This is a genomic window from Streptomyces sp. NPDC005004 (assembly GCF_053600675.1).
The window spans coordinates 158,540-182,053 of the sequence record NZ_JBSGAH010000010.1; the positions used below are offsets into that span (position 1 = coordinate 158,540).

Here is a 23,514-nt window from a genome sequence, read left to right on the forward strand (position 1 = left end):
TCGCTGTGACTGACACGGTCGACAAGGCTCCGGCGCCCTCGGTGCCGCCGGAGCAGATCAAGGCCATCCCGGTACGTCACTGGGGGCGCTGGGTCTCCGGCGTCGTGGTCGTCGCCATCCTGGCGATGATCGGGATCGCCTTCTCCAACGCGAAGATCAACTACGGCGTCATCCCGGACTACCTCTTCGACCCGGACATCATCTCGGGCGCCTGGACGACGCTGTACATATCCGTGCTGGCCATGGTGCTCGGCGTCGTCCTCGGCGTGGTGCTCGCCGTGATGCGGCTGTCGTCCAACCCGGTCACCAGCACGGTGTCCTGGTTCTACATCTGGCTCTTCCGCGGTACGCCGGTCCTGGTCCAGCTGCTGCTCTGGTACAACATCTCGCTCGTCTTCCCGGTCCTCAACCTGGGGTTCTACAAGAACGAGATGAACGACGTCATGACGCCGGTCCTGACCGCCCTGCTGGGTCTCGGTCTGAACGAGGCCGCTTACATGTCGGAGATCGTCCGCGCCGGCATCCAGTCCGTCGACGAGGGCCAGACCGAGGCGTCGCACGCGCTGGGCATGACCCAGGGCAAGACGCTGCGCCGGGTGATCCTGCCGCAGGCGATGCGGGTCATCGTGCCGCCGACCGGCAACGAGTTCATCAACATGCTGAAGACCTCGTCGCTGGCCTACGCCGTGCAGCTGCCCGAGCTGATCAAGAACGCCCAGGACATCTCCAGCACCTCGCTCGCGGTGGTCGAGATGTACTTCGTCGCCTGCATCTGGTACCTGTTCCTGACCACGATCTTCAGCATCGTGCAGTACTACGTCGAACGGCGCTTCGCCCGGGGTTCGACGCGGAACCTCCCGCCGACGCCGCTGGAGCGGCTGCGGAAGAACCTCCGCCTGTTCACCTCCTTCCGCCGCCCGGAGGTGGCCCGATGAGCAAGCTCTCCAAGGACGTCGTGCCGAGCACGAGCGGCGCCCCGATGGTCAGGGCCGAGGGCGTGCACAAGTCCTTCGGACCCGCGCACATCCTCAAGGGCATCGACCTGGAGGTGAACCCGCGCGAGGTGTTCTGTCTGATCGGCCCGTCCGGTTCCGGCAAGTCCACCTTCCTGCGGTGCATCAACCACCTGGAGAAGATCACCGCCGGACGGCTGTACGTCGACGGCCAGTTGGTCGGCTACCGCCAGAAGGGCGACAAGCTCTACGAGCTGAAGGAGAAGGAGGTCGCGGCGCAGCGACGGGAGATCGGCATGGTCTTCCAGCGCTTCAACCTCTTCCCGCACATGACGGCGCTGGAGAACGTCATGGAGGCGCCGCTCCAGGTCAAGCGCGAGAGCAAGGCCGCGGCCCGGGAGCGGGCCGAGCAGCTCCTCGACCGCGTGGGGCTCGGCAGCCGCAAGGGCCACTACCCGGCCCAGCTCTCCGGCGGTCAGCAGCAGCGCGTCGCCATCGCCCGCGCGCTGGCGATGCAGCCCAAGCTGATGCTCTTCGACGAGCCCACCTCGGCGCTCGACCCGGAGCTGGTCGGTGAGGTCCTCGACGTGATGCGCGACCTCGCGGAGGACGGCATGACGATGATCGTCGTCACGCACGAGATGGGCTTCGCCCGCGAGGTCGGCGATTCGCTGGTCTTCATGGACGACGGCGTCGTGGTCGAGGCGGGGCACCCGCGCGAGGTGCTGACGAATCCGCAGCACGACCGGACGAAGTCGTTCCTTTCGAAGGTTCTCTGAGGTACTCCGGGGTTCCCCCGGGTCCTTCTCCGGAAAACAGCGAACGGCGGAAACGGCAGAACGGCGGACGGTGTCCCCGAATTCACGCGATGCGCGCGAAGCGGGGACACCGTCCGCCGTTTCCGGCGCCTCCGGGAATTGGTCCGGCAATTAAGTCTGACTATTTCAGCGCGAGGAGCAGACTGTCCGACGGCGAGCACCACACCGGCCGGGCCTCCGCGAACCCCTTTTCCCGCAGGGCCGCCGCGTGCCAGGCGGCGGACGGGGTCTCGCCGTCGGCGTGCTCGCCGTAGATCTCGAAGCGCCGGGCGGTGGGCTCGGCGAGCACCGGGTCCGCGGCGGCGAGCCGCCACCAGTCGGCCCAGTCCAGGGCGCCCGCCCGCCGCGCCTCCTCCATGCGGACGTGCCGCTGGTCGCGCTCGGCCGCGTTCATGCGGGGCGTGGTCTCGTCGGGCATGTGGTCGGCGTTCATGAAGACACCGCCGTCGCGGGTCAGCTTCGCGAGCCGGCCGTACAGATCGGTGAGGTCGTCGAGGTGCAGCCAGTGCAGGGCGGTGGCGGTGAGGACGGCGTCGTACGAGTCGTACGGCAGCTCGGCCGTCCATGCCGGGTCCTTCAGGTCGGCCTCCACGAGCGTGACCCGGTCGTCGCCCTCGAAGGTGCCGCGGGCGATGGCGAGCAGGGCCGGGTCGAGGTCGACGCCGGTGCTGGTGGCGCCGGGGAGCCGGTCGAGCAGCCGGGCGGTGATGGTGCCGGTGCCGCACGCGAGGTCGAGCACGCGGGGAGTCGGCCCCGCGAACGCCTCGACCATGTCGAGCATGATCCGGAACCGTTCCTCGCGGTCCGGCAGGTACCACTCCTGCTGCCGGTCCCAGCTCTCCTGCCAGGCCGCCCAGTCCGTGCCGATGCCGCTGGTCATGATTCCCCGCCCCTCCCACATCAGACGTAATACCCTGGATGGGCGAACGTCTGTTACCCGCCCGCCGACACGACCATAGAGCGCCCGCGTAAGGATTACTAGTGGAACTGGCCTATTACTCGGACTACGCCGTACGCCTCGTCAACAGCGAGGAGCCGGCGCGGGGCAAGGACTCCCTGACCTCCGTCGAGGCCGTCCGCGACCTCTTCGGCGCGGGCTCCCAGGCGGCCCGGCGCGCCACCGACGCCGACGTGACCCGCTTCCGCTCGGTGCGGGGCAGGCTGCGCGGGGTCTTCGAGGCGGCCGACCAGAACGACGAGACCCTCGCCGTCGACCTGCTGAACTCACTGCTCCTGGAGTTCCCGGTCAGCCCGCAGATCTCCGGTCACGACCACCGCGACGAGGACGGCCGCCCGCTGTGGCACATGCACCTGGCCGACCACCCCTCCAACGCGACCGCGGGCTACGCCGCCATCGCCGCGATGGGCCTCGCCTTCCACCTCACCGAGTACGGCGTGGACCGCCTCGGCCTGTGCCAGGCCGCGCCCTGCCGCAACGCCTACCTGGACACCTCGACCAACCGCTCCCGGCGCTACTGCTCCGACCGCTGCGCGACCCGCGCCAACGTCGCCGCCTACCGCGCCCGCAAGCGCCTGGCGGCCGACCGGTCCGACAGCAGCGGCCTGGCGGCCGAGAACAGCCAGCGGGCGAGCGCGAGCGGCGAGCGCTGACCGCCGAGCGGGCGGTAGCGCAGCCAGGCCCGGCCGAGGATGAGTTCCTCTGGCACGACGCCGTAGTCGGTGCTGTCGCCGCCCGCGTAGGGGTTGTCGCCCAGCACCCACCAGCCGCCCTCGCGCCGCTCGGCGGCCCGCTTGACGACCAGCAGGTCCTGCTGGAAGGGGTGGCGCAGGACGACCACGTCACCGGGCCTGACCTGGACGCCGTACCGCAGCAGCAGCCGGTCCCCGTGGCGCAGCGTGGGCACCATGGACGGCCCCGTGACCTCGGCCAGCCCGAAGGGCGGCAGCACCCTGCCCCGCTCGGTCTCCTGCGACAGCTCCGGCATCCCCGGCACCTCCCCGGTCCGTTCCTCCACAGTCTCAGTGTGACCGTTCCTGGAAGCTGAGTGGGAGGGAGTCCTGTTGCCAGGTCTCGTCCTCAGCCATGTGCCCCGAACGGTGTTGGGCACGCTGGTCGCCCGCGTTCGCTCGGCGCCCGGCGCGCACGGATCGTGTCCGTGGTCCGGGAACACGGGGGCGGGGTCCCTCACGCCCCGGGGCGCCTGGTCCGGCCTGGACGGTCCGATGCCCCTGCCCATCACTCCGGTGGGCAGAGGGCGGTGCCGTCCGTCGCCGGATCGGGTGCCCCAGAGCGCGTCGTCCGATCGCCACCGATGCCGCGTGGTGGCGAGTGGGTGTGCGATGGGCGCTGGTGAGAGGCTTCTGCCAGTGTTGGGCACCCCACCTGCTGGTGTAGGCGGGGTCGACGGCGATCAGGGGGACGTCGTGTTCGGCTGCCATGCCGACGAGCCGGGCCCGCAGCCTGGATGTCGGCATACCGGAGACCAGCCGACGGAACCGCTTCTGGCGCCCGTGCTTCTCGCGGGTGGTCTCGGCGGTGAAGTCGAGATCCTCGACCGCGATCGCCAGACCGTGGCGTTCGGCCCAGTGCACCAGCCGGATCAGGGCGTGACGCATCTGTGCATCACGGTGGGAGGCAGTGCCGGACAGGTCGTAGGCAAAAGTACGCGGCTCCCCCACCGGATTGCCGTGGACGTCGAGGCGCCAGGTGGCAAGGTGGTCGGCGTTCATGTCGACGCCGATCAGCCCGTGTGCGCGAGCGGCGGTCAGCGGCAGCACCGTCACCGGAGGCAGGGTCCAGGAGGCGGTGAGATACCAGCGACCGCGAACGGTGTCCTCGTGAATGCGGTAGGCGACCGCCCGATTCGCAGTGACACGGTCACGCCACTGCTCGCCCCGGTGCGCGAACGCGACCCGCGCACTCAGGACATACCGGCCGCGCGGAACGTTCGCCAGATGCGCGAGCGGCGCGGGGAGCTTGATGCTGACCTCACCGTCCGGGCTGACCCTGATCGTCTCGTTCCCGTACCGCTTCCCCGACTCCCCATCGGCGGCGAGAAACCGGCGTGCGGCCCGCCACCGCTCCCGCCACTGTTCTTCGGTCAGACCGGCCGCGTCGAGGTGGTGGCGGGAGTTCAACAGCCGCTTGCCGCCCCGCACCACCCGCACCACACCCGCCTCCCAGTCCGCGCGCGCCGACCGCAACCGGTCCTCCAGCACCCGCAGACGACGAGACTTGGCAAACCATTCCCGCCGCGAACGGTAACCACCCGGCGCCCGCTTACCGCCCTTCTGCCCGACCGGCAGGGACAGTCGGTGGACGATCAAACGCACCGCCGCCTCCAGCCCCCGCACATGCGCAAGCTGCGCCCGCCGGGCCAAACCCCACTGATCATGCGTGGCCTTGGTGAGCGACCCCGCCCACCGCGACGACGACTCCACCGTGAGCACGCGCTTGCGCTCGGCCCACTGACCGTTGTCGTGGTCCAACCCGGATTCGCAGCGTGCCTTCAGGTCACGTGAGGCAAGGCTGCCGAGGTGGTCACCGACCAGCCGCAGCACCCGTTCGTCCTCCACGCTCAGATGCTTGAGCCGGTCCCGGACCGCGACACCGGAGGGGCCGGGCACCACGAAGGGCACCGAGATCGCCCGCTGACTACCCACCCCACCCCTCCCTCCGGGCGTCAGGCCACCATCAACCCATCCAACGACCTACTCCCCGGAAAGGTCACTCATTCGGCACGCGAACCCCTGTTCTCCGCGCAACCACCCGGCAGACCTCGGCCATCCGTCCCCGCCAGACCGCACTGCACCTTGTTGCACAACAAGCAGCCGGCACCCCGGACTTTTGTCCTAAGCCCTGGGGGGCACTCGGGAAAACCAGTGCCTCAGGGAGTAATGTCCCACCTGAGAAGACGATCACGAGGAAGGAACGCTCCATGCTTTCCCGCCTGTTTGCCCCCACGGTCACGGTGAGCGCTCACTGCGATCTGCCCTGCGGCGTGTACGACCCGGCTCAGGCCCGCATCGAGGCGGAGTCGGTGAAGGCCATCCAGGAGAAGATGGCCGCCAACGACGACCCCCACTTCCAGATCCGCGCGACGGTGATCAAGGAGCAGCGCGCCGAGCTGGCGAAGCACCACCTGGACGTGCTCTGGAGCGACTACTTCAAGCCGCCGCACTTCGACAGCTACCCCGAGCTGCAGAACCTCCTCAACGAGGCCGTGAAGTCCCTGTCCGCCGCCAAGGCCTCCGTCGACCCGGCGACGGGCCAGAAGGCGCTGGACTACATCGACCAGGTCGCCAAGATCTTCTGGGAGACCAAGAAGGCGTGACCTTCGCTGGGCTCTTTGACCCGCGCTCGCGCGGGTCGTATCGCCTAGCCGCCCGCACCCGGACCGCGGACCGCCGACCACGGCGTCCCTGACGGTCCGGGTGCGGCTTTTTTTCATGGCTGACGGGGCTTCAGCGGCGCGGTTCCACGTGGGCGTCGTCGAAGCCGGGGAAGTCCCGTGCGGAGGAGAGCAGGGAGCGCGGGGGCGGCGCGAAGGCTCCGCCCGCCGCAGCCGTGTGCCCGGGAGGCGGCAGCCGGTCCGTGCGGCGCCTGCTCAGGCGTGGGGGTCCAGCAATCGATCCAGGGCTCGGCGGGCCCGGGTGCCTGCCGCCGGGTTGGCGAAGAGCTGTATCTCCTGGTTGAGGGCCAGGTAGAGGCCGATCAGTTCGAAGACGAGTTGGTCGGGGTCCGTGTCCGGAGGGAGGTCGCCGGAGGTCACCGCTGTCCGGATCTCGGTGGTGAGGCGGCGGCGCCAGAGGAGGGAGAGGCGGGTGACGGTGTTGCGGACGGGGCCGGTCCGGCCGTCGAACTCGATGGAGGCCATGGTGAAGAAGCAGCCGCCGGGGAAGATGTCGCCGGCGGTTTCGAGGTAGGTCACCCAGGCTTCACAGATCGTGCGGAGGCGGGGCAGGCCCGGGACTTCGGAGGCGGCGGGTTCCCAGACCAGACGGGAGAACTCCGCGGCCGCGCCCTCCAGCGTGGCCAGTTGCAGGGCTTCCTTCGTGCCGAAGTGGCCGAGGATGCCCGCCTTGCTCATCTCCAGGTCGGTGGCGAGGCGGCCGATGGTGAGTCCTTCGAGGCCGTCCACCGAGGCGAGGGCGATGCCGCGTTGGACGATGCGCTGCCGGGTTCGGCGTGCTTCGGCGGCGGACTTGCGAGGGCTCATGGCGCCCATCGTAGCGAGGTTCGCTCCTTTAACTTCCGACCGATCGGTTGCTATATTCCGGCGACATCGACGCCGAGCCGAGGAGATCACCTGTGCCCGTCACCGCCGCACCGGGAAGCCGCGTCACCGCGCTGGGTCACTACCAGCCCGCACACGTCCTGACCAACGACGACCTGGCCGCCATGGTCGACACCGACGACGAGTGGATCCGGCGCCGTACCGGTATCGCGACCCGCCGTATCGCCGCCGAGGACGAGTCGGTGACCGACATGGCCACCGCAGCCGCGGGCAAGGCGCTGGCCGCGTCCGGGCTCGAACCCGCCGACATCGGGATGATCACCGTGGCGACGTGCAGCGCGATCGACCGGTGCCCCTCCATCGCCGCTCAGGTCGCCGGACGGCTCGGGCTGTCTTCCCCCGTCGCCTTCGACCTCAACAACGGCTGCGCCGGGTTCTGCACCGCCCTCGCCTGCGCCGACCACTCCCTGCGCGCGGGTGCCGCCAGGAACGCCCTGGTCATCGGCGTCGAGAAGATGTCCGACGTCACCGACTGGACCGACCGCCGCACCTGCGTCCTGCTCGGCGACGGTGCGGGCGCCGCCGTACTGAGCGTCGCCGACGAGGCCGGGATCGGGCCGGTCGTCTGGGGCTCCGACCCCCGTCGGGGCGACGCCGTCCGACTGGTCGGCGACTGGCACCCGCGCTTCGCCCAGGACGGCCAGACCGTCTTCCGCTGGGCCACGACCGAACTGCCCGCCATCGCCCGCGAGGCCTGCGCGCGGGCCGGGCTCGCCCCGTCCGACCTGGCCGGGGTCGTCACCCACCAGGCGAACCTGCGCATCATCGACGCCGTCCTGCGCCAACTCGACCTGCCCGACAGCGTGGTGATCGCGCAGGACGTCGTGGAGTCCGGCAACACCTCCGCCGCCTCCGTACCGCTCGCTCTGTCCAAGCTCACCGAGCGGCGTGAACTGCCGAGCGGCGCCCCGGTCCTGCTGCTCGCCTTCGGCGGCGGGCTCTCCTGGGCGGGGCAGGTCGTCACCTGCCCCTGAGGGACCTCCACAGGCACCCGCACGGGCACTCGCGCGGGCACCGGCACGGCCGGAGCCCCCGGCGACCGTGCGAGGTCAGGGAACGCACGGGGTCGGGGGCTCCGGAGTAGGGGGCGGCGGGGTCAGTTGGTGCGGCGGGTGACGAATTCCGCCAGGGCCAGCAGGCCGCCCGCCGCCTCCGGGGCGGGTACCGCGCGGGAGAGTTCCTGCACGGCGCGTGCCATGCGGTCGGCGGCCTCGGCCTGGGCCCAGTCGCGGCCGCCCGCCTGTTCCACGGCCAGGGCCGTGCGGGCGATCTCGCCGTCGTCGTCCGCATGCGGGCGGGCGTACAGCGCGGCCAGTTCGGCGGCCGCCGGGGTGCCGGAGGTGAGCGCGGCGACGACCGGCAGGGACTTCTTGCGGACGACGAGATCCGCGCCGGCCGGCTTGCCGGTGCGCCGTGGATCGCCCCATATGCCGATGACGTCGTCGATCAGCTGGAAGGCGAGGCCCGCCTGTCGGCCGAAGCCGTCCAGCGCCGCCACCTCCTCGGGGTCCGCGCCCGCGTACAGCGCGCCGAGGGCGCAGGCGCAGCCGAGGAGGGCGCCGGTCTTCGCCTCGGCCATGGTGAGCACCTCGGCCAGTCCGACCTCGGTGGGGGCGCGTTGCTCCAGGGCCGAGTCGGTGTGCTGCCCCGCGCACAGTTCGATGACGCACTCCGTGAGGCGGAGCACCGCCGGTACGGCCGCCGGGTGCGGATCGTCGGCGAGCAGGCGCAGGGCGAGGGCCTGGACGGCGTCTCCGGCGAGGATCGCGTCGGCGTCGCCGAAGACGGTCCAGGCGGTGGGGCGGTGCCGGCGCGTGGTGTCGCGGTCCATCACGTCGTCGTGCAACAGCGTGAAGTTGTGGACCAGTTCGACCGCGGCGGCGGCCCGCACCGCCGCCGCCCGGGCGGCCGGGCCGCCCAGCGCGGACGCCGCCGCGAGGACGAGGGCCGGCCGGATCGCCTTGCCCGCGTTGCCCGCCGCCGGGCTGCCGTCCGCGTGCTGCCAGCCGAAGTGGTAGAGCGCGATACGCCGCAGAGGCGCGGGCAACGACTCGATCGCGGCGCGCAGCTCCGGGTCCACCAGCTCCCGGGTCCGCTCCAGCAGGACCGTCGCCTCCGCGCCGGCATCCTCCGCCGCACCGTGTTCGTCGAACCTCCGGGCCTGCCCCGCCCGTTCCGGCCTGTCGAGCGCCCCGGTGTCCTCCACCGGTTCTCGCTGCCCCGGCGGGCGCGGCGGCGTGACCGCACTCCCCGCTCCCGCCTTGCCCCCGCCCGTTCCGCCCGTGCCCGGCGGACGCTGCTCCGCCTGCGTCATGAACTCGGTCATGGCTGCCCCTCCCGACGTGCGAGCACGCGGCCCCGTCCGGCACGGCGCCGGGTGGGTCCTCCCCCCGAAGGGGTTCCCGCCCGGCGGGGCGGGAACCCGGGCACGCGGTGGCGCGAGGTCACCGCCACCGGCCGATCTCGACGTTCTCCAGCACGCCGAGCGCGTCCGGCACCAGGACGGCCGCCGAGTAGTAGGCGGTGACCAGGTAGTTGATGACGGCCTGCTCGTTGATGCCCATGAAGCGGACGGACAGGCTCGGTTCGATCTCGTCCGGGATGCCGGACTGGCGCAGGCCGATGACACCCTGGTCGGCCTCGCCGGTGCGCAGGGCGATGATCGAGGTCGTACGGGCGTCGCTGACCGGGATCTTGTTGCACGGGTAGATCGGCACGCCCCGCCAGGTGGGGATGCGGTTGCCGCCGATGTCGATGGTCTCCGGGACCAGTCCGCGCTTGTTCAGCTCGCGCCCGATCGCGGCGATGGCGCGCGGGTGGGCGAGGAGGAACTTGGTGCCCCGGCGGCGGCTGAGCAGCTCGTCCAGGTCGTCCGGGCCGGGGACGCCGTCGTGCGGCTGGATGCGCTGGTCGTATTCGCAGGCGTGGAGGAGGCCGAACTCCCGGTTGTTGACCAGCTCGTGCTCCTGACGCTCCTTCAGCGCCTCGACCGTGAGCCGCAACTGCTGCTCGGTCTGGTTCATCGGCTGGTTGTAGAGGTCGGCGACGCGGGTGTGGATGCGCAGCACGGTCTGGGCGATGCTGAGTTCGTACTCGCGCGGACGCGCCTCGTAGTCCACGAAGGTGTGCGGGATGTCGGGCTCGCCGGAGTGGCCGGCCGCCAGCTCGACCTCCTTCTCGCCGTACTTGTTGGTCCGCTGGTCCGGGATCGCGCGCAACTGCTGGAGGTGGCCGCGCAGCGAGTCGGCGCGCTCGGCGACCTGCTCGAAGTCCTGGCGGCTGAGGATCAGGACGGTGCAGGCGGTGTCCGCTCGGGCGGTGTACTCCCAGATGGCGTCAGGGTCGAGCAGGGACTGCTCGCCGAAGTAGGAGCCGTCGGCGAGGACGCCGAGCACCGCGTCGTCGCCGTACGGACCGGTGCCGATCTTCTCGACCCTGCCGTGGGCCAGCAGATACACCTCGTCGGACTGGCTGCCGAAGGAGGCGATCACCTCGCCGGGCGCGAACTCCCGCTGGCGGCAGCGGCGGGCCAGCTCGGTCAGCACCTCCTCGTCCTCGTAGTCGCGCAGGGCGGGCAGCTCACCCAGCTCGGCCGGGATGACCTCGACCTGGTCGCCCGTCTTCACGAAGGTGACGCGGCCGTCCCCGACGGTGTACGTCAGCCGCCGGTTGACCCGGTACGCGCCGCCCTTCACGTCGACCCAGGGCAGACTGCGCAGCAGCCAGCGGGAGCTGATCTCCTGCATCTGCGGTGCGGACTTGGTGGTGGTGGCCAGGTTCCGCGCGGCCGCCGTGCCGAGGGACTGCTGCGGCTTGGCCTGCTCGGTGCGGACCTCTTCGCCTACCGACATAAGGAAATGCCCTCCCATGTATGCCCGGTGCCCGATCTCGCGGGGCACCGGTCCCACAACCGAGCCTTCCATCACGCAACGTGCTCGCACCATTACCCGAAAGGAGGGGAATGGATCATCCGACTCATGGGCATTCGGCGCGACTTCGCGCAGGTCGCGGCAGCACGGCGGCCGGGCCGTGAAGACCGTCCCCCCGTTCCCGCCCCAAGTTGTCCGAATCGGCTCGCACACCGTGCGAACGATGTGATCCCGACCCCGGGCATCGGTAGAAGCACCGATAAGAACGGGCCGCCTCCCGCGGCCCCGCACGGCACGAAGGAGGCGGTCATGTCCTCACCCATGTCCGCGAGCGCGTTTCTGGCTGCCCTCAAGCAGGAGGGGCTCACGGTCGTCGGCGTCGACGACTGGCGGCACCACAGCCGCAACCACAAGGGGCCGTGGGGCCCGGTCCACGGCGTGGTCATCCACCACACGGCGACCAGGGGCAGCGAACGCACGGTGGAGCTGTGCCGAACCGGCCACGACGACCTGCCCGGACCGCTCTGCCACGGCGTGATCACCAAGGACGGCACGGTCCACCTGGTCGGCTACGGCCGCGTCAACCACGCCGGTCTCGGCGACGACGACGTGCTGCGCGCGGTGATCGCGGAGAAGGGGCTGCCGCCGGACAACGAGGCCAACACCGACGGCAACCGGTACTTCTACGGCTTCGAGTGCGAGAACCTCGGCGACGGCGAGGACCCCTGGCCGGACGAGCAACTGGACGCGATCGTGCGAGCCGCCGCGGCCGTCTGCCGCCACCACGGCTGGACGGAACGGTCGGTCATCGGCCACCTGGAGTGGCAGCCGGGCAAGGTGGACCCGCGCGGCTTCACGATGAAGTGGCTGCGGGCGCGGATCAAGGAGCAGCTCAAGGGCTGACCCGCCGGGCCACCACCAGGAGCAGCCCCGCCCGCCGTGCCGCTCGCCCCGGGCGACAATGACCCCATGTCGCTCGGCCCCGCCCTCCCCTCCCCCCTCACGGAGATCCAGGACAACCGTTTCTCCCGGCACGGCGTACGCCTTCTGCTCAAGCGCGACGACCTGATCCACCCGGAGCTGATCGGCAACAAGTGGCGCAAGCTGATGCCGAACGTGGCGGCGGCGCGCGGCCGGGAGCTGGTCACCTTCGGCGGGGCCTACTCCAACCATCTGCGGGCCACCGCGGCGGCGGGCCGGCTGCTCGGCTTCGCCACGACCGGGGTGGTGCGCGGCCAGGAGCTGGCGGACCGCCCGCTCAATCCCTCGCTGGCGCGCTGCGCGGCCGACGGGATGCGGCTGCACTTCGTGGAGAGGTCGGCGTACCGGCGCAAGGACGAACCGGAGACCCTGGCGGCGATCCTGCGCGCGGCGGGCGCCGAGGGGGCGTACGTCGTGCCGGAGGGCGGCAGCAACGCCGAGGCGGTACGCGGCTGCGAGGCGCTCGGCGCGGAGCTGCGCGGCCGGGCCGAGGTCGTCGCGGTCGCCTGCGGTACGGGCGGCACGCTGGCCGGTCTCGCGGCGGGGCTCGCTCCCGGTCAGCGCGCGCTCGGCGTTCCGGTGCTCAAGGGCGGCTTCCTGGAGGAGGGGATACGTGCCCTCCAGGAGCGCGCGTTCGGCGGCCGTACGGGCTCCTGGTCGCTGGACGACCGCTTCCACTGCGGGGGGTACGCGCGGACCACGCCGGAGCTGGAGGCGTTCGCCGAGGAGTTCGAGAAGCTCCACGGACTGCCCGTGGAGCGGCTGTATGTCGCCAAGTTGCTGTTCGCCCTCACCACGCTCGCGGAGGAGGGCGCCTTCCCGCGCGGGACGCGCGTCGCGGCGGTGGTCACCGGGCGCCCCTTCGAGAGCTAGCGGGCGTCTTCCCCGGGCACAGGTTCTACTCCGCCTCGCGGTAGACCGCCGCCTCCTCCAGGTCCAGCCTGCGCAGCAGCGCGCGCAGCATCTCGTCGTCGATGTAGCGGTGGTCGCGCAGCCGGACGAAGACCTCGCGTTCGGCGCTGATCATCTCGCGGGAGAGCCTGCGGTAGGTGTCGTCCACGGATTCACCGGTGACCGGGTTGACCTGGCCGAGCCGTTCCCAGACGGCGTTGCGGCGGCGCTCCAGGACGACGCGGAGCCGTTCGGCGAGCGGGGCGGGCAGGGCGTTGCGCTCGTCGGACAGGAGGGCGTCGAGCCGGTTCTCGGCGGCCAGCGACGCCTGCGCCTGGGCGTTGGCCTCGGCCAGGGTCGCGGCCTGCTGGTCGCGCCCGGGGAACTTCAGGAGGCGGATCAGCGGGGGCAGCGACAGCCCCTGGACGACGAGGGTGCCGATGACGGTCGTGAAGGTGAGGAAGAGGATCAGGTTGCGCTGCGGGAAGGGCTCGCCGCCGTGCACGGTGGCCGGGATGGAGAAGGCGATGGCGAGCGAGACCACGCCGCGCATCCCGGCCCAGCCGGTGACCAGGGCGCCCCGCCAGGTGGGGTTCTCCTCGCGGGTCCGTACCCGCTCCGAGAGGATGCGGGGCAGGAAGGCCGCCGGATAGACCCAGACGAACCGGGACAGGACGACGACCACGAAGAGGGCGACGGCGTACCAGGCGGCGGCCGTGGCCTCGTACGCGCCGAGCCCCTTGAGGACGCCGTGCAGCTGGAGTCCGATCAGGGCGAAGACGGCGGACTCCAGGATGAAGGCGACCATCTTCCACACCGCCTCCTCCTGGAGGCGGGTGGCGAAGTCGACCTCCCACGCGCGATGGCCGAGGTAGAGCGCGACGACCACGACCGCGAGCACCCCGGAGGCGTGCAGCTGCTCGGCGATGCCGTAGGCGACGAAGGGGATGAGCAGGGAGAGGGTGTTCTGGAGGAGGGGTTCCTTCAGATGGGTGCGCAGCCAGTGCAGCGGGGCCATGAGCACGAGACCGACGCCCACCCCGCCGACGGCGGCGAGCAGGAACTCCTCCACCCCGCCGGCCCAGGTGGCCCCCTCCCCGATGGCGGCGGCGAGGGCGACCTTGTAGGCGGTGATGGCGGTGGCGTCGTTCAGCAGGGACTCGCCCTGGAGGATCGTCGTGATCCGGGAGGGCAGCCCGACCCGGCGCGCCACGGCGGTGGCCGCGACCGCGTCGGGGGGTGCCACGACCGCGCCGAGCACCAGGGCGGCGGTCAGCGGGAGCCCGGGGACGAGCAGATGCGCGGCCCATCCGACGGCCACGGTCGCGAAGAGCACGTAGCCGACCGAGAGCAGGGCCACGGGGCGCGCCTGGGCGCGCAGGTCGAGGTAGGAGCTGTCGGTCGCGGAGGTGTACAGCAGCGGAGGCAGCAGCAGCGGCAGGACGACGTCGGGTTCGAGGGTGTAGTCCGGCACTCCGGGGATGTACGAGGCGGCGAGGCCCACGGCGACCAGCAGCAGGGGTGCCGGCACGGGGGTGCGCCGGGCCGCTCCGGCGACGGCGGCGCTGCCCGCCACCAGCAAAAGCAGTGGCATCACGTCCATGGTCCTCGCCCGCCCTCGTTTTTCCGCGCGGCCACCCGCGCACCCGACGTAATCTGGCAATCATGAAACAGTGCACGCACGTCGGCGCGCTGCCGCTCCCGGAACCCGGACCGCTCAGCGAGACGTGCCTGGAGTGCCTGGCGGACGGGACGGAACCGGTGCAGTTGAGGATCTGTCTGACCTGTGGCCACATCGGCTGCTGCGACTCCTCGCCGAACCGGCACGCGACCAAGCACCACGCGGACTCGGGTCACCCTGTGATGCGGACCTACGAACCCGGCGAGGACTGGCGGTGGTGCTTCGTCGACCATGTACTCGTATGACGACGCGCGCGGACGGCCTCGCACTCGTAGGATCGTGTGCCCGCACGGGCAAGTGCTCGCGGCGATGCCCGTGTGACCATGCGTTTCGCGATGCGGACGAGCGTGTGACAGGCGCCCCCGCCGCGGACGGTTCGACCGCCTGACGCCTGGGTACGTCAACCCGGCGCGCGCTCTTCCCATTTGGACCCGCAAACCCCCTAGACACGGAGCGTATTCAGAGCTTTACTGTGAGTGACGCCAGGGGGTCGGGGTCATGGGGACAGGAACGTTCCGGGCGCGATAGCGTCACCGCGGAACCACCGAACGCGTTACGCCGGGGGGCGACCCTCGGCCCCGTAAAGCTTGTACCACCATGGAGGTGAGGGTGTCCCAGATCGCAGGCGAGCCCACGGCGAACCAGGACTTCGTGGAAGTCCGTCTGCCGGCCGCGGGTGCCTACCTGTCGGTGCTGCGGACGGCCACGGCCGGTCTGGCGGCCCGTTTGGACTTCACCCTGGACGAGATCGAGGACCTGCGCATCGCGGTCGACGAGGCCTGCGCGATCCTCCTCCAGCAGGCCGTGCCGGGGTCCGTGCTGAGCTGTGTCTTCCGGCTCGTCGACGATTCGCTGGAGGTCACGGTGTCCGCACCGACGACCGACGGCCATGCCCCGTCGCGGGACACGTTCGCCTGGACCGTTCTCTCGGCCCTCGCGGGCAAGGTCTCGTCCGCCGTGGACGAGGACCGGACCGTGTCGATCAGCCTGTACAAACAACGCGGCGCGGGCCCCGGCCCGGCGTGAGGAACGGGGACGGTCCGGTGCGGGACGAAGAGCGCGGCACAAGGCGGCTGCCGACCGGGGAGACGGGTGCTCCCCGCTCGGGCGAGGCCGAGAACCCGAGGCAGAGCCCGGCGGACGTACCCCGGCACATGGCCGACGGCATCGACGGCATTCCCGAGCAGGCCAGACCCCATCCGGAGGACGACTCCGCGCGGGTCGGCGGCGAGGGGACCGTGCGGAGCACGCCCCTGGGGCAGCGCGGCGGCGGTGCCGCCCGCGCCGGGGCGGGGGCTCGGGGAAGGGCGACGGGCGGGACGATGAGCGAGCACGAGCGATACGCCGGGGACGCGGCGCCGGGCACGACGGAGGCCGTACGCGCGGCACCGCACGACCCGCACGACCGCAGCGGCGCCCGTGCGCTGTTCATCGAGCTGCGCGGTCTTCAGGACGGCACCCCGGAGTACGCGGAGCTGCGCAACCGGCTGGTCCGGATGCATCTGCCGCTCGTCGAGCACCTGGCGCGCCGCTTCCGCAACCGCGGCGAGCCGCTGGACGACCTCACCCAGGTCGCCACCATCGGTCTGATCAAGTCCGTGGACCGGTTCGACCCGGAGCGCGGCGTCGAGTTCTCGACGTACGCCACCCCGACGGTCGTCGGCGAGATCAAGCGGCACTTCCGGGACAAGGGCTGGGCGGTGCGGGTACCGCGCCGCCTCCAGGAGCTGCGGCTGGCGCTGACCACCGCGACGGCGGAGCTGTCCCAGCTGCACGGCCGTTCCCCCACGGTGCACGAGCTGGCCGAGAAGCTGGCCATCTCCGAGGAGGAGGTCCTGGAGGGCCTGGAGTCGGCCAACGCCTACTCCACGCTGTCCCTGGACGTCCCCGACACCGACGACGAGTCCCCGGCGGTCGCCGACACCCTCGGCGCCGAGGACGAGGCACTGGAGGGCGTGGAGTACCGGGAGTCGCTCAAGCCGCTCCTGGAGGACCTGCCGCCCCGGGAGAAGCGCATCCTGCTGCTCCGCTTCTTCGGGAACATGACCCAGTCGCAGATCGCGCAGGAGGTCGGCATCTCGCAGATGCACGTCTCGCGGCTGCTGGCCCGCACGCTGGCGCAGCTGCGGGAGAAGCTGCTGGTGGAGGAGTAGCCCTCGGGAGACGCCCCCGGGAAACACGAAGCCCCCGCCGAGGCGGGGGCTTCGCGCGTCCGGCGGCCGGGGCGGGTCTCAGCCCGCCCGGCCCGGTCCCTTGATGCCGAGGGCCTGGGCCGTGGCCGGGTTGACCAGCAGGACCAGGGAGGCCACGGCCACCGCCGCGAGGGCGATGCCGGCCGGGATGGCCACGCTGTCGGCCTTGAGCAGGTTGTAGGCGACCGGCAGCGCCAGGATCTGGGTGATGACGGCGGGACCCCGGCTCCAGCGGCGCATGAGGAAGAGTCCGCGCGCGGCCAGCAGCGGCAGCAGCGCGAGCACCGCCAGCGTGATCCCGCCGGTGACGGCCTGCCGGCGGTCGTCCGGGGCGCCGGTGAGGCCGAGCACCAGGATCCAGACGGCGGCGATCACCAGTCCGGCACCCTCCACGGCGGCCAGGGCGGCCGCCCAGGTCAGCCGGCGCGGGCGGGACAAGGGGGCCGCCGGATTCGCGGCGGTGTCCGGGGCGGAAGTCTGCTCACTGCTCACCCGAGAAGGGTAGCCCCGTGCCGGACGGGCGCCGGGCGGTGCGTGGCGAGGCTCACGCCCCCATCTCTTACCCGATCCTCAACTCGCCCTGGGCCGGATACCCCCCAGTAGGTACGCTGCCAGTCATGCGTGCACTTCTCGTGGTCAATCCGGCGGCAACCACCACCAGCGCACGCAGACGCGATGTGCTGATCCACGCGCTGGCGAGCGAGATGAAGCTGGAGGCGGTCACCACCGAGTACCGCGGCCACGCGCGCGATCTGGCCCGGTCGGCTGCGGAGAGTGACGACGTCGACATGGTCGTGGCCCTCGGCGGCGACGGCACGGTGAACGAGGTGGTCAACGGCCTGCTGCATGCCGGTCCCGACCTGGAGCGGCTGCCCGGTCTCGCCGTGGTGCCCGGCGGTTCCACCAATGTCTTCGCCCGCGCGCTCGGGCTGCCCAACGATCCGGTCGAGGCGACCGGCGCCCTCCTCGACGCGCTGCGCGAGGGCCGGGAGCGGGTGGTCGGGCTGGGCCTGACCTCCGGGACGCCGGGCACGGCGGACGAGGCGGTGCCGGACCGCTGGTTCACCTTCAACGCGGGGCTCGGCTTCGACGCCGGCGTGGTCGGCCGGGTCGAGCGGGAGCGGGAGCGCGGCAGGAAGTCGACGCACGCCCTGTACGTGCGCCAGGTGGTACGGCAGTTCCTCGGTGAGCCCAACCGGCGGCACGGCACGATCGAACTGGAGCGGCCGGGCGCGGACCCGGTGACGGACCTGGTTGTCGCCATAGTCTCGAACACGTCCCCCTGGACCTATCTCGGCAATCGCCCGATGTACACGTCGCCTAAGGCGTCGTTCGATAAAGGTCTCGACGTACTCGGTCTAAGTCGCCTGTCCACGGCCGCCGTTGCCCGGTATGCGACCCAGTTGCTCACTTCGTCCCCCGAGCGGGGACCCCACGGAAGACATGCGTTCCCGCTGCACGATCTGGACCGCTTCACCTTGCATTCGAAGGTCCCGCTGCCCCTCCAGATGGACGGCGACCACCTAGGGCTGCGGACGAGCGTGACGTTCACAGGCGTTCGCCGTGCACTGCGTGTGATTGTGTGAGCGGAACGGGCAAAAGTCCTTTCACTCGAACGTTTAGGCCAGGGTCCACCCCATGGAAGTACGGCTGTGACCTAGTCGACACCGAGGAATCAAAAAAAATCTTCGGGAAGGGGTTGTATCCGCCGCCGAGGTTTGCGAGTCTCTACGTGGCGGTCGGGACAGCCCGCAACATCGGCGTCCACTGATCACCGATCTCCCTTCAATCACAGGACCACACCGGGATAACTCGGCAGTCGGCCCTTCACTTGTTGGGGGACTCGTGAAAGCGTTCACATTCACAAGCAACTTGCACGTAATACCTGCACGTACCAAGGAGAGGTAGCAGCCATGGACTGGCGTCACAACGCCGTTTGCCGCGAGGAAGACCCCGAGCTCTTCTTCCCCATCGGCAACACCGGTCCTGCGCTGCTGCAGATCGAGGAAGCCAAGGCCGTCTGCCGTCGCTGCCCGGTTATCGAGCAGTGTCTGCAGTGGGCGCTCGAGTCCGGTCAGGACTCCGGCGTCTGGGGTGGTCTCAGCGAGGACGAGCGCCGCGCCATGAAGCGCCGCGCCGCCCGCAACCGGGCTCGTCAGGCCTCCGCCTGACACTCCCACCCCTGCTGACAGCCTGAGCTTGGCGGCGCGCACACCACGTGCGCTTCTCCCGCCCCCGAGCCGCAGCGCGCAGTTCCCCGATGCTCCTCCAGGTCCCGGCTCCGGCCGGGCGGGGGGTGCCCCCACGAGGGGCCGCAGCAACGAGCACCAGCCTCGGACCACCCAGTGGTCCGGGGCTTTTCGCTGTCCCGCGCCACGTCGAGCCGGGTCGAAGCAGGTCGGCCCGGGCGGGCGGTGCCGGAGCGCCCGGCACCGACTCCCCTACCGCTGCGGCCGCACCGGGATGTCCAGGATCACCCGCGTCCCGCGCTCGGAACCCGGCACCATGTCGAAGGTGCCGCACAACTCGCCCTCCACCAGCGTCCGTACGATCTGGAGGCCGAGGTTGCCCGCGGTGTGCGGGTCGAAGTCCTCGGGCAGGCCCACGCCGTCGTCCTGGACGGTGACGAGCAGGCGGCCCTCCTTGGTGGTGCCGCCACGCACCGCCGAGACCTCGACGGTTCCGGTGTCGCCCTCACGGAAGCCGTGTTCCAGGGCGTTCTGCAGGACTTCGGTGAGGACCATCGACAGCGGGGTGGCCACCTCGGCGTCGAGCACACCGAAGCGTCCGCTGCGCCGGCCGGTCACCTTGCCCGGCGAGATCTCCGCGACCATCGCGAGGACGCGGTCGGCGATGTCGTCGAACTCCACGCGCTCGTCCAGGTTCTGGGAGAGCGTCTCGTGCACGATGGCGATCGAGCCGACCCGGCGCACGGCCTCTTCGAGGGCCTCACGGCCGCTCTCGGACTCGATGCGCCGGGCCTGGAGGCGCAGGAGAGCCGCCACGGTCTGGAGGTTGTTCTTCACCCGGTGGTGGATCTCCCGGATGGTCGCGTCCTTGGTGATCAATTCCCGTTCGCGGCGCCGCAGTTCGGTCACGTCGCGGCAGAGCACGAGTGAACCGATGCGCGTGCCCTTGGGCTTGAGGGGAATCGTCCGGAACTGGATGACCCCGTCGTTGGCCTCGATCTCGAACTCGCGGGGCGCCCAGCCGCTGGCCACCTTGGCCAGTGCCTCGTCCACCGGGCCCCGGGTGGGGGCGAGTTCGGCGGTGGTGGTGCCGAGGTGCTGGCCGACCAGGTCGGCGGCGAGCCCGAGGCGGTGGTAGGCGGAGAGTGCGTTCGGGGAGGCGTACTGCACGATGCCGTCCCCGTCGACCCGGATCAGCCCGTCACCGGCGCGCGGCGAGGCGTCCATGTCGACGTGCTGGTCGGGGAAGGGGAAGGTACCGGCCGCGATCATCTGCGCGAGGTCGGAGGCGCTCTGGAGGTAGGTCAGCTCCAGACGGCTCGGGGTGCGCACGGTCAGCAGGTTGGTGTTGCGGGCGATCACACCGAGGACGCGGCCGTTGCGGCGCACCGGGATGGACTCGACCCGTACCGGGACCTCCTCGCGCCACTCCGGGTCGCCCTCGCGCACGATGCGGCCCTCGTCCAGGGCCGCGTCCAGCATGGGGCGGCGGCCGCGCGGCACGAGATGCCCGACCATGTCGTCCTGGTAGGAGGTGGGGCCGGTGTTGGGGCGCATCTGCGCCACCGAGACGTACCGGGTGCCGTCCCCGGTGGGCACCCACAGGACCAGGTCGGCGAAGGACAGGTCGGAGAGCAGTTGCCACTCCGACACCAGCAGGTGGAGCCACTCGAGGTCGGAGTCGTCGAGGGCGGTGTGCTGGCGGACCAGTTCGTTCATGGAGGGCACGAGTGCGAGCGTACCGGGGCACTCGAAGCGGCCGGAAAACACCCGCGGGCCGCGGCGCCTGGGAAGGACCCTCAACCCTCCCGGCACCGCAGCCCGGAGCATCATCGGCCGTGGGGTGTGCGGTCCCGGTCGGCCGAAGGCCGAGGAGCCGGGGCAGTCAGGGCAGAGAGCACCGGTTCCTCGAATCCGCCTTCCTGTGCGGGGAAGACGGAGGCTTTTCAGCTATGCGCCCAGCGGTGTTCGTAGCCTGCATTGTGGACTAGACCACGCTGGCATGTCCATGCATGGAGCAGCGCGGATCGCAATGCGATGGCGCGAAACGACGGCATGGACGACGGACGACGGGGCCAGGTGGCACCCGATGCCACGCAGCCTAGCCCGGGGGCGCCCCTCAGGGGAGCGGTCGGCCGGGGCGATTTACGCCACGCGGGTGCACGGGGGCGCGCGAAGAGGGCACCCAGTGCCGCCACGCCTCCCCCGCCGAGCCGGTCCGGGAGCCGGTCCGGGAAGCCGGTCCGCGAAGGGCCCGCTCTGCTAGATTGGTCTAAACCACATGCGGCGCGCGGCGCGCTCCCCCATCTCCAGCCCTCTTCAGAACGGCAGGCCCAGCGTGGAAGTTGTCATCGTTCCGGACGCCGCGGCGGGCGGCGAGCTGATAGCCGAGGCCATGGCCCAGTTGCTGCGACGCAAGCCCGACGCCCTGCTCGGCGTCGCCACCGGCTCCACCCCGCTGCCCGTCTACCAGGCGGTGACCGCCAAGGCGGACTCCGGCGCCGTCGACACCTCACGCGCCCGGATCGCCCAGCTCGACGAGTACGTGGGACTGCCCGCCAACCACCCCGAGTCCTACCGCTCGGTGCTGCGCCGCGAGGTCCTGGAGCCGCTCGGCATCCCGATGGACGCGTTCCTGGGTCCCGACGGCACGGCCGAGGACCTCCAGGCAGCGTGCGAGGCGTACGACCGCTCGCTCGCCGAGGCGGGCGGCGTGGACCTCCAGTTGCTCGGGATCGGCACGGACGGGCACATCGGGTTCAACGAGCCGTGCTCCTCGCTCGCCTCGCGCACCCGCATCAAGACGCTGACCGAGCAGACCCGGGTCGACAACGCGCGCTTCTTCGACGGCGACATCGAGCAGGTGCCGCACCACGTCATCACCCAGGGCATCGGCACCATCCTGGAGGCGCGGCACCTGGTGCTGCTCGCGACCGGCGAGGGCAAGGCGGACGCGGTGGCCGCGACCGTCGAGGGCCCGGTGGCGGCGGTGTGCCCCGCCTCCGCGCTCCAGTTGCACCCGCACGCCACGGTGGTCGCCGACGAGGCGGCCGCGTCCAAGCTCAAGCTGGCCGACTACTTCCGGCACACCTACGCGCACAAGCCGGCCTGGCAGGGCATCTGACCTGATCCGCCGGGGGCCGCGCGGCCCCCGGCGCAGGCGCGGGCCCCACACCGGCACCGGGCATCGGCTTCTCTCAGACCGCGCCGGCGACGACCTCCGCCGCCGCCTGCCCGCAGACCCGGGCCGCGCCGTGGGTGGCGAGGTGCAGGGCGCCCCGGGCGGGCGCCTGGGGCACGCCCATCTCCACCACGACCGTGTCGGGGCGGGCCGCGAGCAGGGTGTCCAGGGCGGCCGCCATCCAGGGGTGCCGGTGCTCGTCGCGGACCACGGCGACGATCCGGCTCTCCCCCGCTTCCGCCAGCGCCTCCTCGCCCGCCTTCTCCCCGGTGAAGCCGCCGGTGCGGGTGCCCGGCAGCAGCCGGGCCAGGTCGGCTGCCACGCCCCAGGGCGTCTCGTCCCCGACCGCGATGTTGGCGACAGGCGTGAACGCGGCGACGTACGGCGCCCCGGCGAGCGGGGTGAAGCTCTCGCCGCCGGTCACCCTGAGCGCCCGGCGGGCCGCGCGCAGCCCCACCTCGGTGTCGGGCGCGGTGGCGGTCCCGGCCGACGCGGTGGCCCAGGCGGCCAGTTCGCGCACTCGATGGGCGGCGTCCGCGAGCCGCTCCTCGGCCAGTTCGCCGGAGCGCACCGCCCCGACCAGCGCGTCCCGCAGCCGTCGTACCGTCTCGTCGTCCGCGAGTCCGCCGCCCACGCAGATCGCGTCGGCGCCGGCGGCGATGGCGAGGACGCTGCCGCGCTCGATGCCGTAGGTCGCGGAGATGGCGCGCATCTCCATGCCGTCGGTGACGATCAGGCCCTCGTAGCCGAGTGCGCCGCGCAGCAGGCCGGTGAGGATCGGGCGGGACAGGGTCGCCGGGCGGTCCGGGTCCAGGGCGGGGACGAGGATGTGGGCGCTCATCACCGCGCGCGTGCCCGCCTCGATCGCCGCCCGGAAGGGGGCGAGGTCGCGGCGGTCCAGGGTGTCGGCGTCCACGTCGATGCGGGGCAGCGCGTGGTGGGAGTCGACGGCGGTGTCGCCGTGCCCGGGGAAGTGCTTGGTGCACGCGGCGACCCCGGCCGACTGGAGCCCGGTCACATAGGCGGCGGTGTGCCGGGCGACCAGGTCGGTGTCGGCGCCGAAGGAGCGGACGCCGATGACCGGGTTGGCGGGGTTGGAGTTGACGTCGGCGGAGGGCGCCCAGTTGAGGTGGACCCCGCAGTCGGCCAGGCGGCGGCCCAGTTCCCGGGCGACCGCGCGGGTCAGCTCCACGTCGTCCACCGCGCCGAGGGCGTGGTTGCCGGGGAAGGAGGAGCCGGAGCGGGCCTCCAGGCGGGTGACGTCGCCGCCCTCCTCGTCGATGGCGACCAGGACGTCGGGACGCTCGGTACGCAACTGCGCGGTGAGGGCGGCCAGTTGTTCGGGCGAGGTGATGTTGCGGCCGAACAGGCCGACGGAGGCCAGGCCCTCGCCGAGGCGGCGCAGCAGCCAGTCGGGGGCGGTGGTGCCGGTGAAGCCGGGCTGGAGGACGGTCAGCGCGTCACGGGTGAGGGTGTCGCTGCCGCGGGCGAGTGTCGTCAT

At 71.5% G+C, this 23,514-nt stretch carries 23 protein-coding genes; 13 read left to right on the forward strand and 10 right to left on the reverse strand.

What is annotated here, in order from left to right:
• Positions 1-5 precede the first annotated feature (5 nt).
• Both ACWEEU_RS16680 and ACWEEU_RS16685 read left to right on the forward strand, forming a co-directional pair.
• Positions 6-935 (forward strand): amino acid ABC transporter permease, encoded by a 930-nt coding sequence (locus ACWEEU_RS16680; protein ID WP_385742233.1) that lies wholly within the window; start codon positions 6-8, stop codon positions 933-935.
• A complete protein-coding gene (locus ACWEEU_RS16685) occupies positions 932-1,732 on the forward strand; it encodes an amino acid ABC transporter ATP-binding protein (protein WP_385742231.1) in 801 nt (266 codons plus the stop codon). Before ACWEEU_RS16680 ends, ACWEEU_RS16685 begins: the two co-directional genes overlap by 4 nt.
• A gap of 160 nt (positions 1,733-1,892) precedes the next feature.
• Here the strand turns inward: ACWEEU_RS16685 and ACWEEU_RS16690 are convergent, their stop codons facing one another.
• Complete coding sequence (locus ACWEEU_RS16690) at positions 1,893-2,651, reverse strand: class I SAM-dependent methyltransferase (protein WP_451732987.1); 759 nt, start codon at positions 2,649-2,651, stop codon at positions 1,893-1,895.
• A gap of 101 nt (positions 2,652-2,752) precedes the next feature.
• Here ACWEEU_RS16690 and ACWEEU_RS16695 point away from each other — a divergent pair, with 101 nt between their 5' ends.
• Complete coding sequence (locus ACWEEU_RS16695) at positions 2,753-3,382, forward strand: CGNR zinc finger domain-containing protein (protein ID WP_385750202.1); 630 nt, start codon at positions 2,753-2,755, stop codon at positions 3,380-3,382.
• Here ACWEEU_RS16695 and sodX read toward each other — a convergent pair.
• Together sodX and ACWEEU_RS16705 are read right to left on the reverse strand one after the other, a co-directional pair.
• Positions 3,286-3,717: a nickel-type superoxide dismutase maturation protease gene (gene sodX, locus ACWEEU_RS16700; protein WP_385750226.1), complete on the reverse strand. Its 432-nt coding sequence runs from the start codon at positions 3,715-3,717 to the stop codon at positions 3,286-3,288. The genes ACWEEU_RS16695 and sodX overlap by 97 nt on opposite strands.
• A gap of 34 nt (positions 3,718-3,751) precedes the next feature.
• Positions 3,752-5,395 (reverse strand): IS200/IS605 family accessory protein TnpB-related protein, encoded by a 1,644-nt coding sequence (locus ACWEEU_RS16705; RefSeq protein WP_451732991.1) that lies wholly within the window; start codon positions 5,393-5,395, stop codon positions 3,752-3,754.
• Between the two features lie 275 nt (positions 5,396-5,670).
• Here ACWEEU_RS16705 and sodN point away from each other — a divergent pair, with 275 nt between their 5' ends.
• Positions 5,671-6,066 carry a superoxide dismutase, Ni gene (gene sodN, locus ACWEEU_RS16710; RefSeq protein WP_199584948.1) on the forward strand — a complete coding sequence of 132 codons (396 nt, stop codon included), beginning with the start codon at positions 5,671-5,673 and terminating at the stop codon, positions 6,064-6,066.
• A 273-nt stretch (positions 6,067-6,339) separates the two neighbouring features.
• Here the strand turns inward: sodN and ACWEEU_RS16715 are convergent, their stop codons facing one another.
• Entirely contained in the window at positions 6,340-6,951 is a 612-nt protein-coding gene (locus ACWEEU_RS16715) for a TetR/AcrR family transcriptional regulator (protein WP_451732995.1), read from the reverse strand.
• A gap of 92 nt (positions 6,952-7,043) precedes the next feature.
• Between ACWEEU_RS16715 and ACWEEU_RS16720 the strand changes: the two genes are divergently transcribed.
• Positions 7,044-8,003 (forward strand): beta-ketoacyl-ACP synthase III, encoded by a 960-nt coding sequence (locus ACWEEU_RS16720; RefSeq protein WP_451732998.1) that lies wholly within the window; start codon positions 7,044-7,046, stop codon positions 8,001-8,003.
• Positions 8,004-8,125: 122 nt separating this feature from the next.
• On the opposite strand, the gene ACWEEU_RS16725 is transcribed toward ACWEEU_RS16720, so the two are convergent.
• The gene (locus tag ACWEEU_RS16725; protein WP_451733001.1) at positions 8,126-9,355 is read right to left on the reverse strand and encodes a family 2 encapsulin nanocompartment cargo protein polyprenyl transferase; all 1,230 of its coding nucleotides are present in this window, start codon (positions 9,353-9,355) and stop codon (positions 8,126-8,128) included.
• Between the two features lie 118 nt (positions 9,356-9,473).
• Positions 9,474-10,880 carry a family 2B encapsulin nanocompartment shell protein gene (locus tag ACWEEU_RS16730; RefSeq protein WP_385750213.1) on the reverse strand — a complete coding sequence of 469 codons (1,407 nt, stop codon included), beginning with the start codon at positions 10,878-10,880 and terminating at the stop codon, positions 9,474-9,476.
• A 327-nt stretch (positions 10,881-11,207) separates the two neighbouring features.
• Between ACWEEU_RS16730 and ACWEEU_RS16735 the strand changes: the two genes are divergently transcribed.
• On the forward strand, positions 11,208-11,801 hold the full coding sequence (locus tag ACWEEU_RS16735) for an N-acetylmuramoyl-L-alanine amidase (protein ID WP_385750216.1): 594 nt from the start codon (positions 11,208-11,210) through the stop codon (positions 11,799-11,801).
• A gap of 66 nt (positions 11,802-11,867) precedes the next feature.
• Complete coding sequence (locus tag ACWEEU_RS16740; protein ID WP_385750218.1) at positions 11,868-12,752, forward strand: 1-aminocyclopropane-1-carboxylate deaminase/D-cysteine desulfhydrase; 885 nt, start codon at positions 11,868-11,870, stop codon at positions 12,750-12,752.
• A gap of 25 nt (positions 12,753-12,777) precedes the next feature.
• Here the strand turns inward: ACWEEU_RS16740 and ACWEEU_RS16745 are convergent, their stop codons facing one another.
• Positions 12,778-14,373 carry a Na+/H+ antiporter gene (locus tag ACWEEU_RS16745; protein ID WP_385750219.1) on the reverse strand — a complete coding sequence of 532 codons (1,596 nt, stop codon included), beginning with the start codon at positions 14,371-14,373 and terminating at the stop codon, positions 12,778-12,780.
• Positions 14,374-14,435: 62 nt separating this feature from the next.
• Here ACWEEU_RS16745 and ACWEEU_RS16750 point away from each other — a divergent pair, with 62 nt between their 5' ends.
• The 3 genes from ACWEEU_RS16750 to ACWEEU_RS16760 all read left to right on the forward strand — a co-directional run bounded on the left by ACWEEU_RS16750 (position 14,436) and on the right by ACWEEU_RS16760 (position 16,604).
• Positions 14,436-14,696: a UBP-type zinc finger domain-containing protein gene (locus tag ACWEEU_RS16750; RefSeq protein ID WP_385750221.1), complete on the forward strand. Its 261-nt coding sequence runs from the start codon at positions 14,436-14,438 to the stop codon at positions 14,694-14,696.
• A 364-nt stretch (positions 14,697-15,060) separates the two neighbouring features.
• Positions 15,061-15,477: an ATP-binding protein gene (locus tag ACWEEU_RS16755; RefSeq protein ID WP_018544439.1), complete on the forward strand. Its 417-nt coding sequence runs from the start codon at positions 15,061-15,063 to the stop codon at positions 15,475-15,477.
• Complete coding sequence (locus tag ACWEEU_RS16760; RefSeq protein WP_385750224.1) at positions 15,474-16,604, forward strand: RNA polymerase sigma factor SigF; 1,131 nt, start codon at positions 15,474-15,476, stop codon at positions 16,602-16,604. Before ACWEEU_RS16755 ends, ACWEEU_RS16760 begins: the two co-directional genes overlap by 4 nt.
• 78 nt (positions 16,605-16,682) lie before the next feature.
• Here the strand turns inward: ACWEEU_RS16760 and ACWEEU_RS16765 are convergent, their stop codons facing one another.
• Positions 16,683-17,135 (reverse strand): hypothetical protein, encoded by a 453-nt coding sequence (locus ACWEEU_RS16765; RefSeq protein WP_451733009.1) that lies wholly within the window; start codon positions 17,133-17,135, stop codon positions 16,683-16,685.
• Positions 17,136-17,260: 125 nt separating this feature from the next.
• On the opposite strand from ACWEEU_RS16765, the gene ACWEEU_RS16770 reads away from it, so the two are divergent.
• A complete protein-coding gene (locus ACWEEU_RS16770; RefSeq protein ID WP_451733012.1) occupies positions 17,261-18,229 on the forward strand; it encodes a diacylglycerol/lipid kinase family protein in 969 nt (322 codons plus the stop codon).
• A gap of 327 nt (positions 18,230-18,556) precedes the next feature.
• Entirely contained in the window at positions 18,557-18,814 is a 258-nt protein-coding gene (locus ACWEEU_RS16775) for a WhiB family transcriptional regulator (RefSeq protein ID WP_003992873.1), read from the forward strand.
• A gap of 270 nt (positions 18,815-19,084) precedes the next feature.
• On the opposite strand, the gene ACWEEU_RS16780 is transcribed toward ACWEEU_RS16775, so the two are convergent.
• Complete coding sequence (locus ACWEEU_RS16780) at positions 19,085-20,560, reverse strand: sensor histidine kinase (RefSeq protein WP_385745490.1); 1,476 nt, start codon at positions 20,558-20,560, stop codon at positions 19,085-19,087.
• Between the two features lie 610 nt (positions 20,561-21,170).
• On the opposite strand from ACWEEU_RS16780, the gene nagB reads away from it, so the two are divergent.
• The gene (gene nagB / locus ACWEEU_RS16785; RefSeq protein WP_451733015.1) at positions 21,171-21,956 is read left to right on the forward strand and encodes a glucosamine-6-phosphate deaminase; all 786 of its coding nucleotides are present in this window, start codon (positions 21,171-21,173) and stop codon (positions 21,954-21,956) included.
• A 73-nt stretch (positions 21,957-22,029) separates the two neighbouring features.
• On the opposite strand, the gene ACWEEU_RS16790 is transcribed toward nagB, so the two are convergent.
• Positions 22,030-23,514 carry a glycoside hydrolase family 3 protein gene (locus ACWEEU_RS16790; RefSeq protein WP_451733018.1) on the reverse strand — a complete coding sequence of 495 codons (1,485 nt, stop codon included), beginning with the start codon at positions 23,512-23,514 and terminating at the stop codon, positions 22,030-22,032.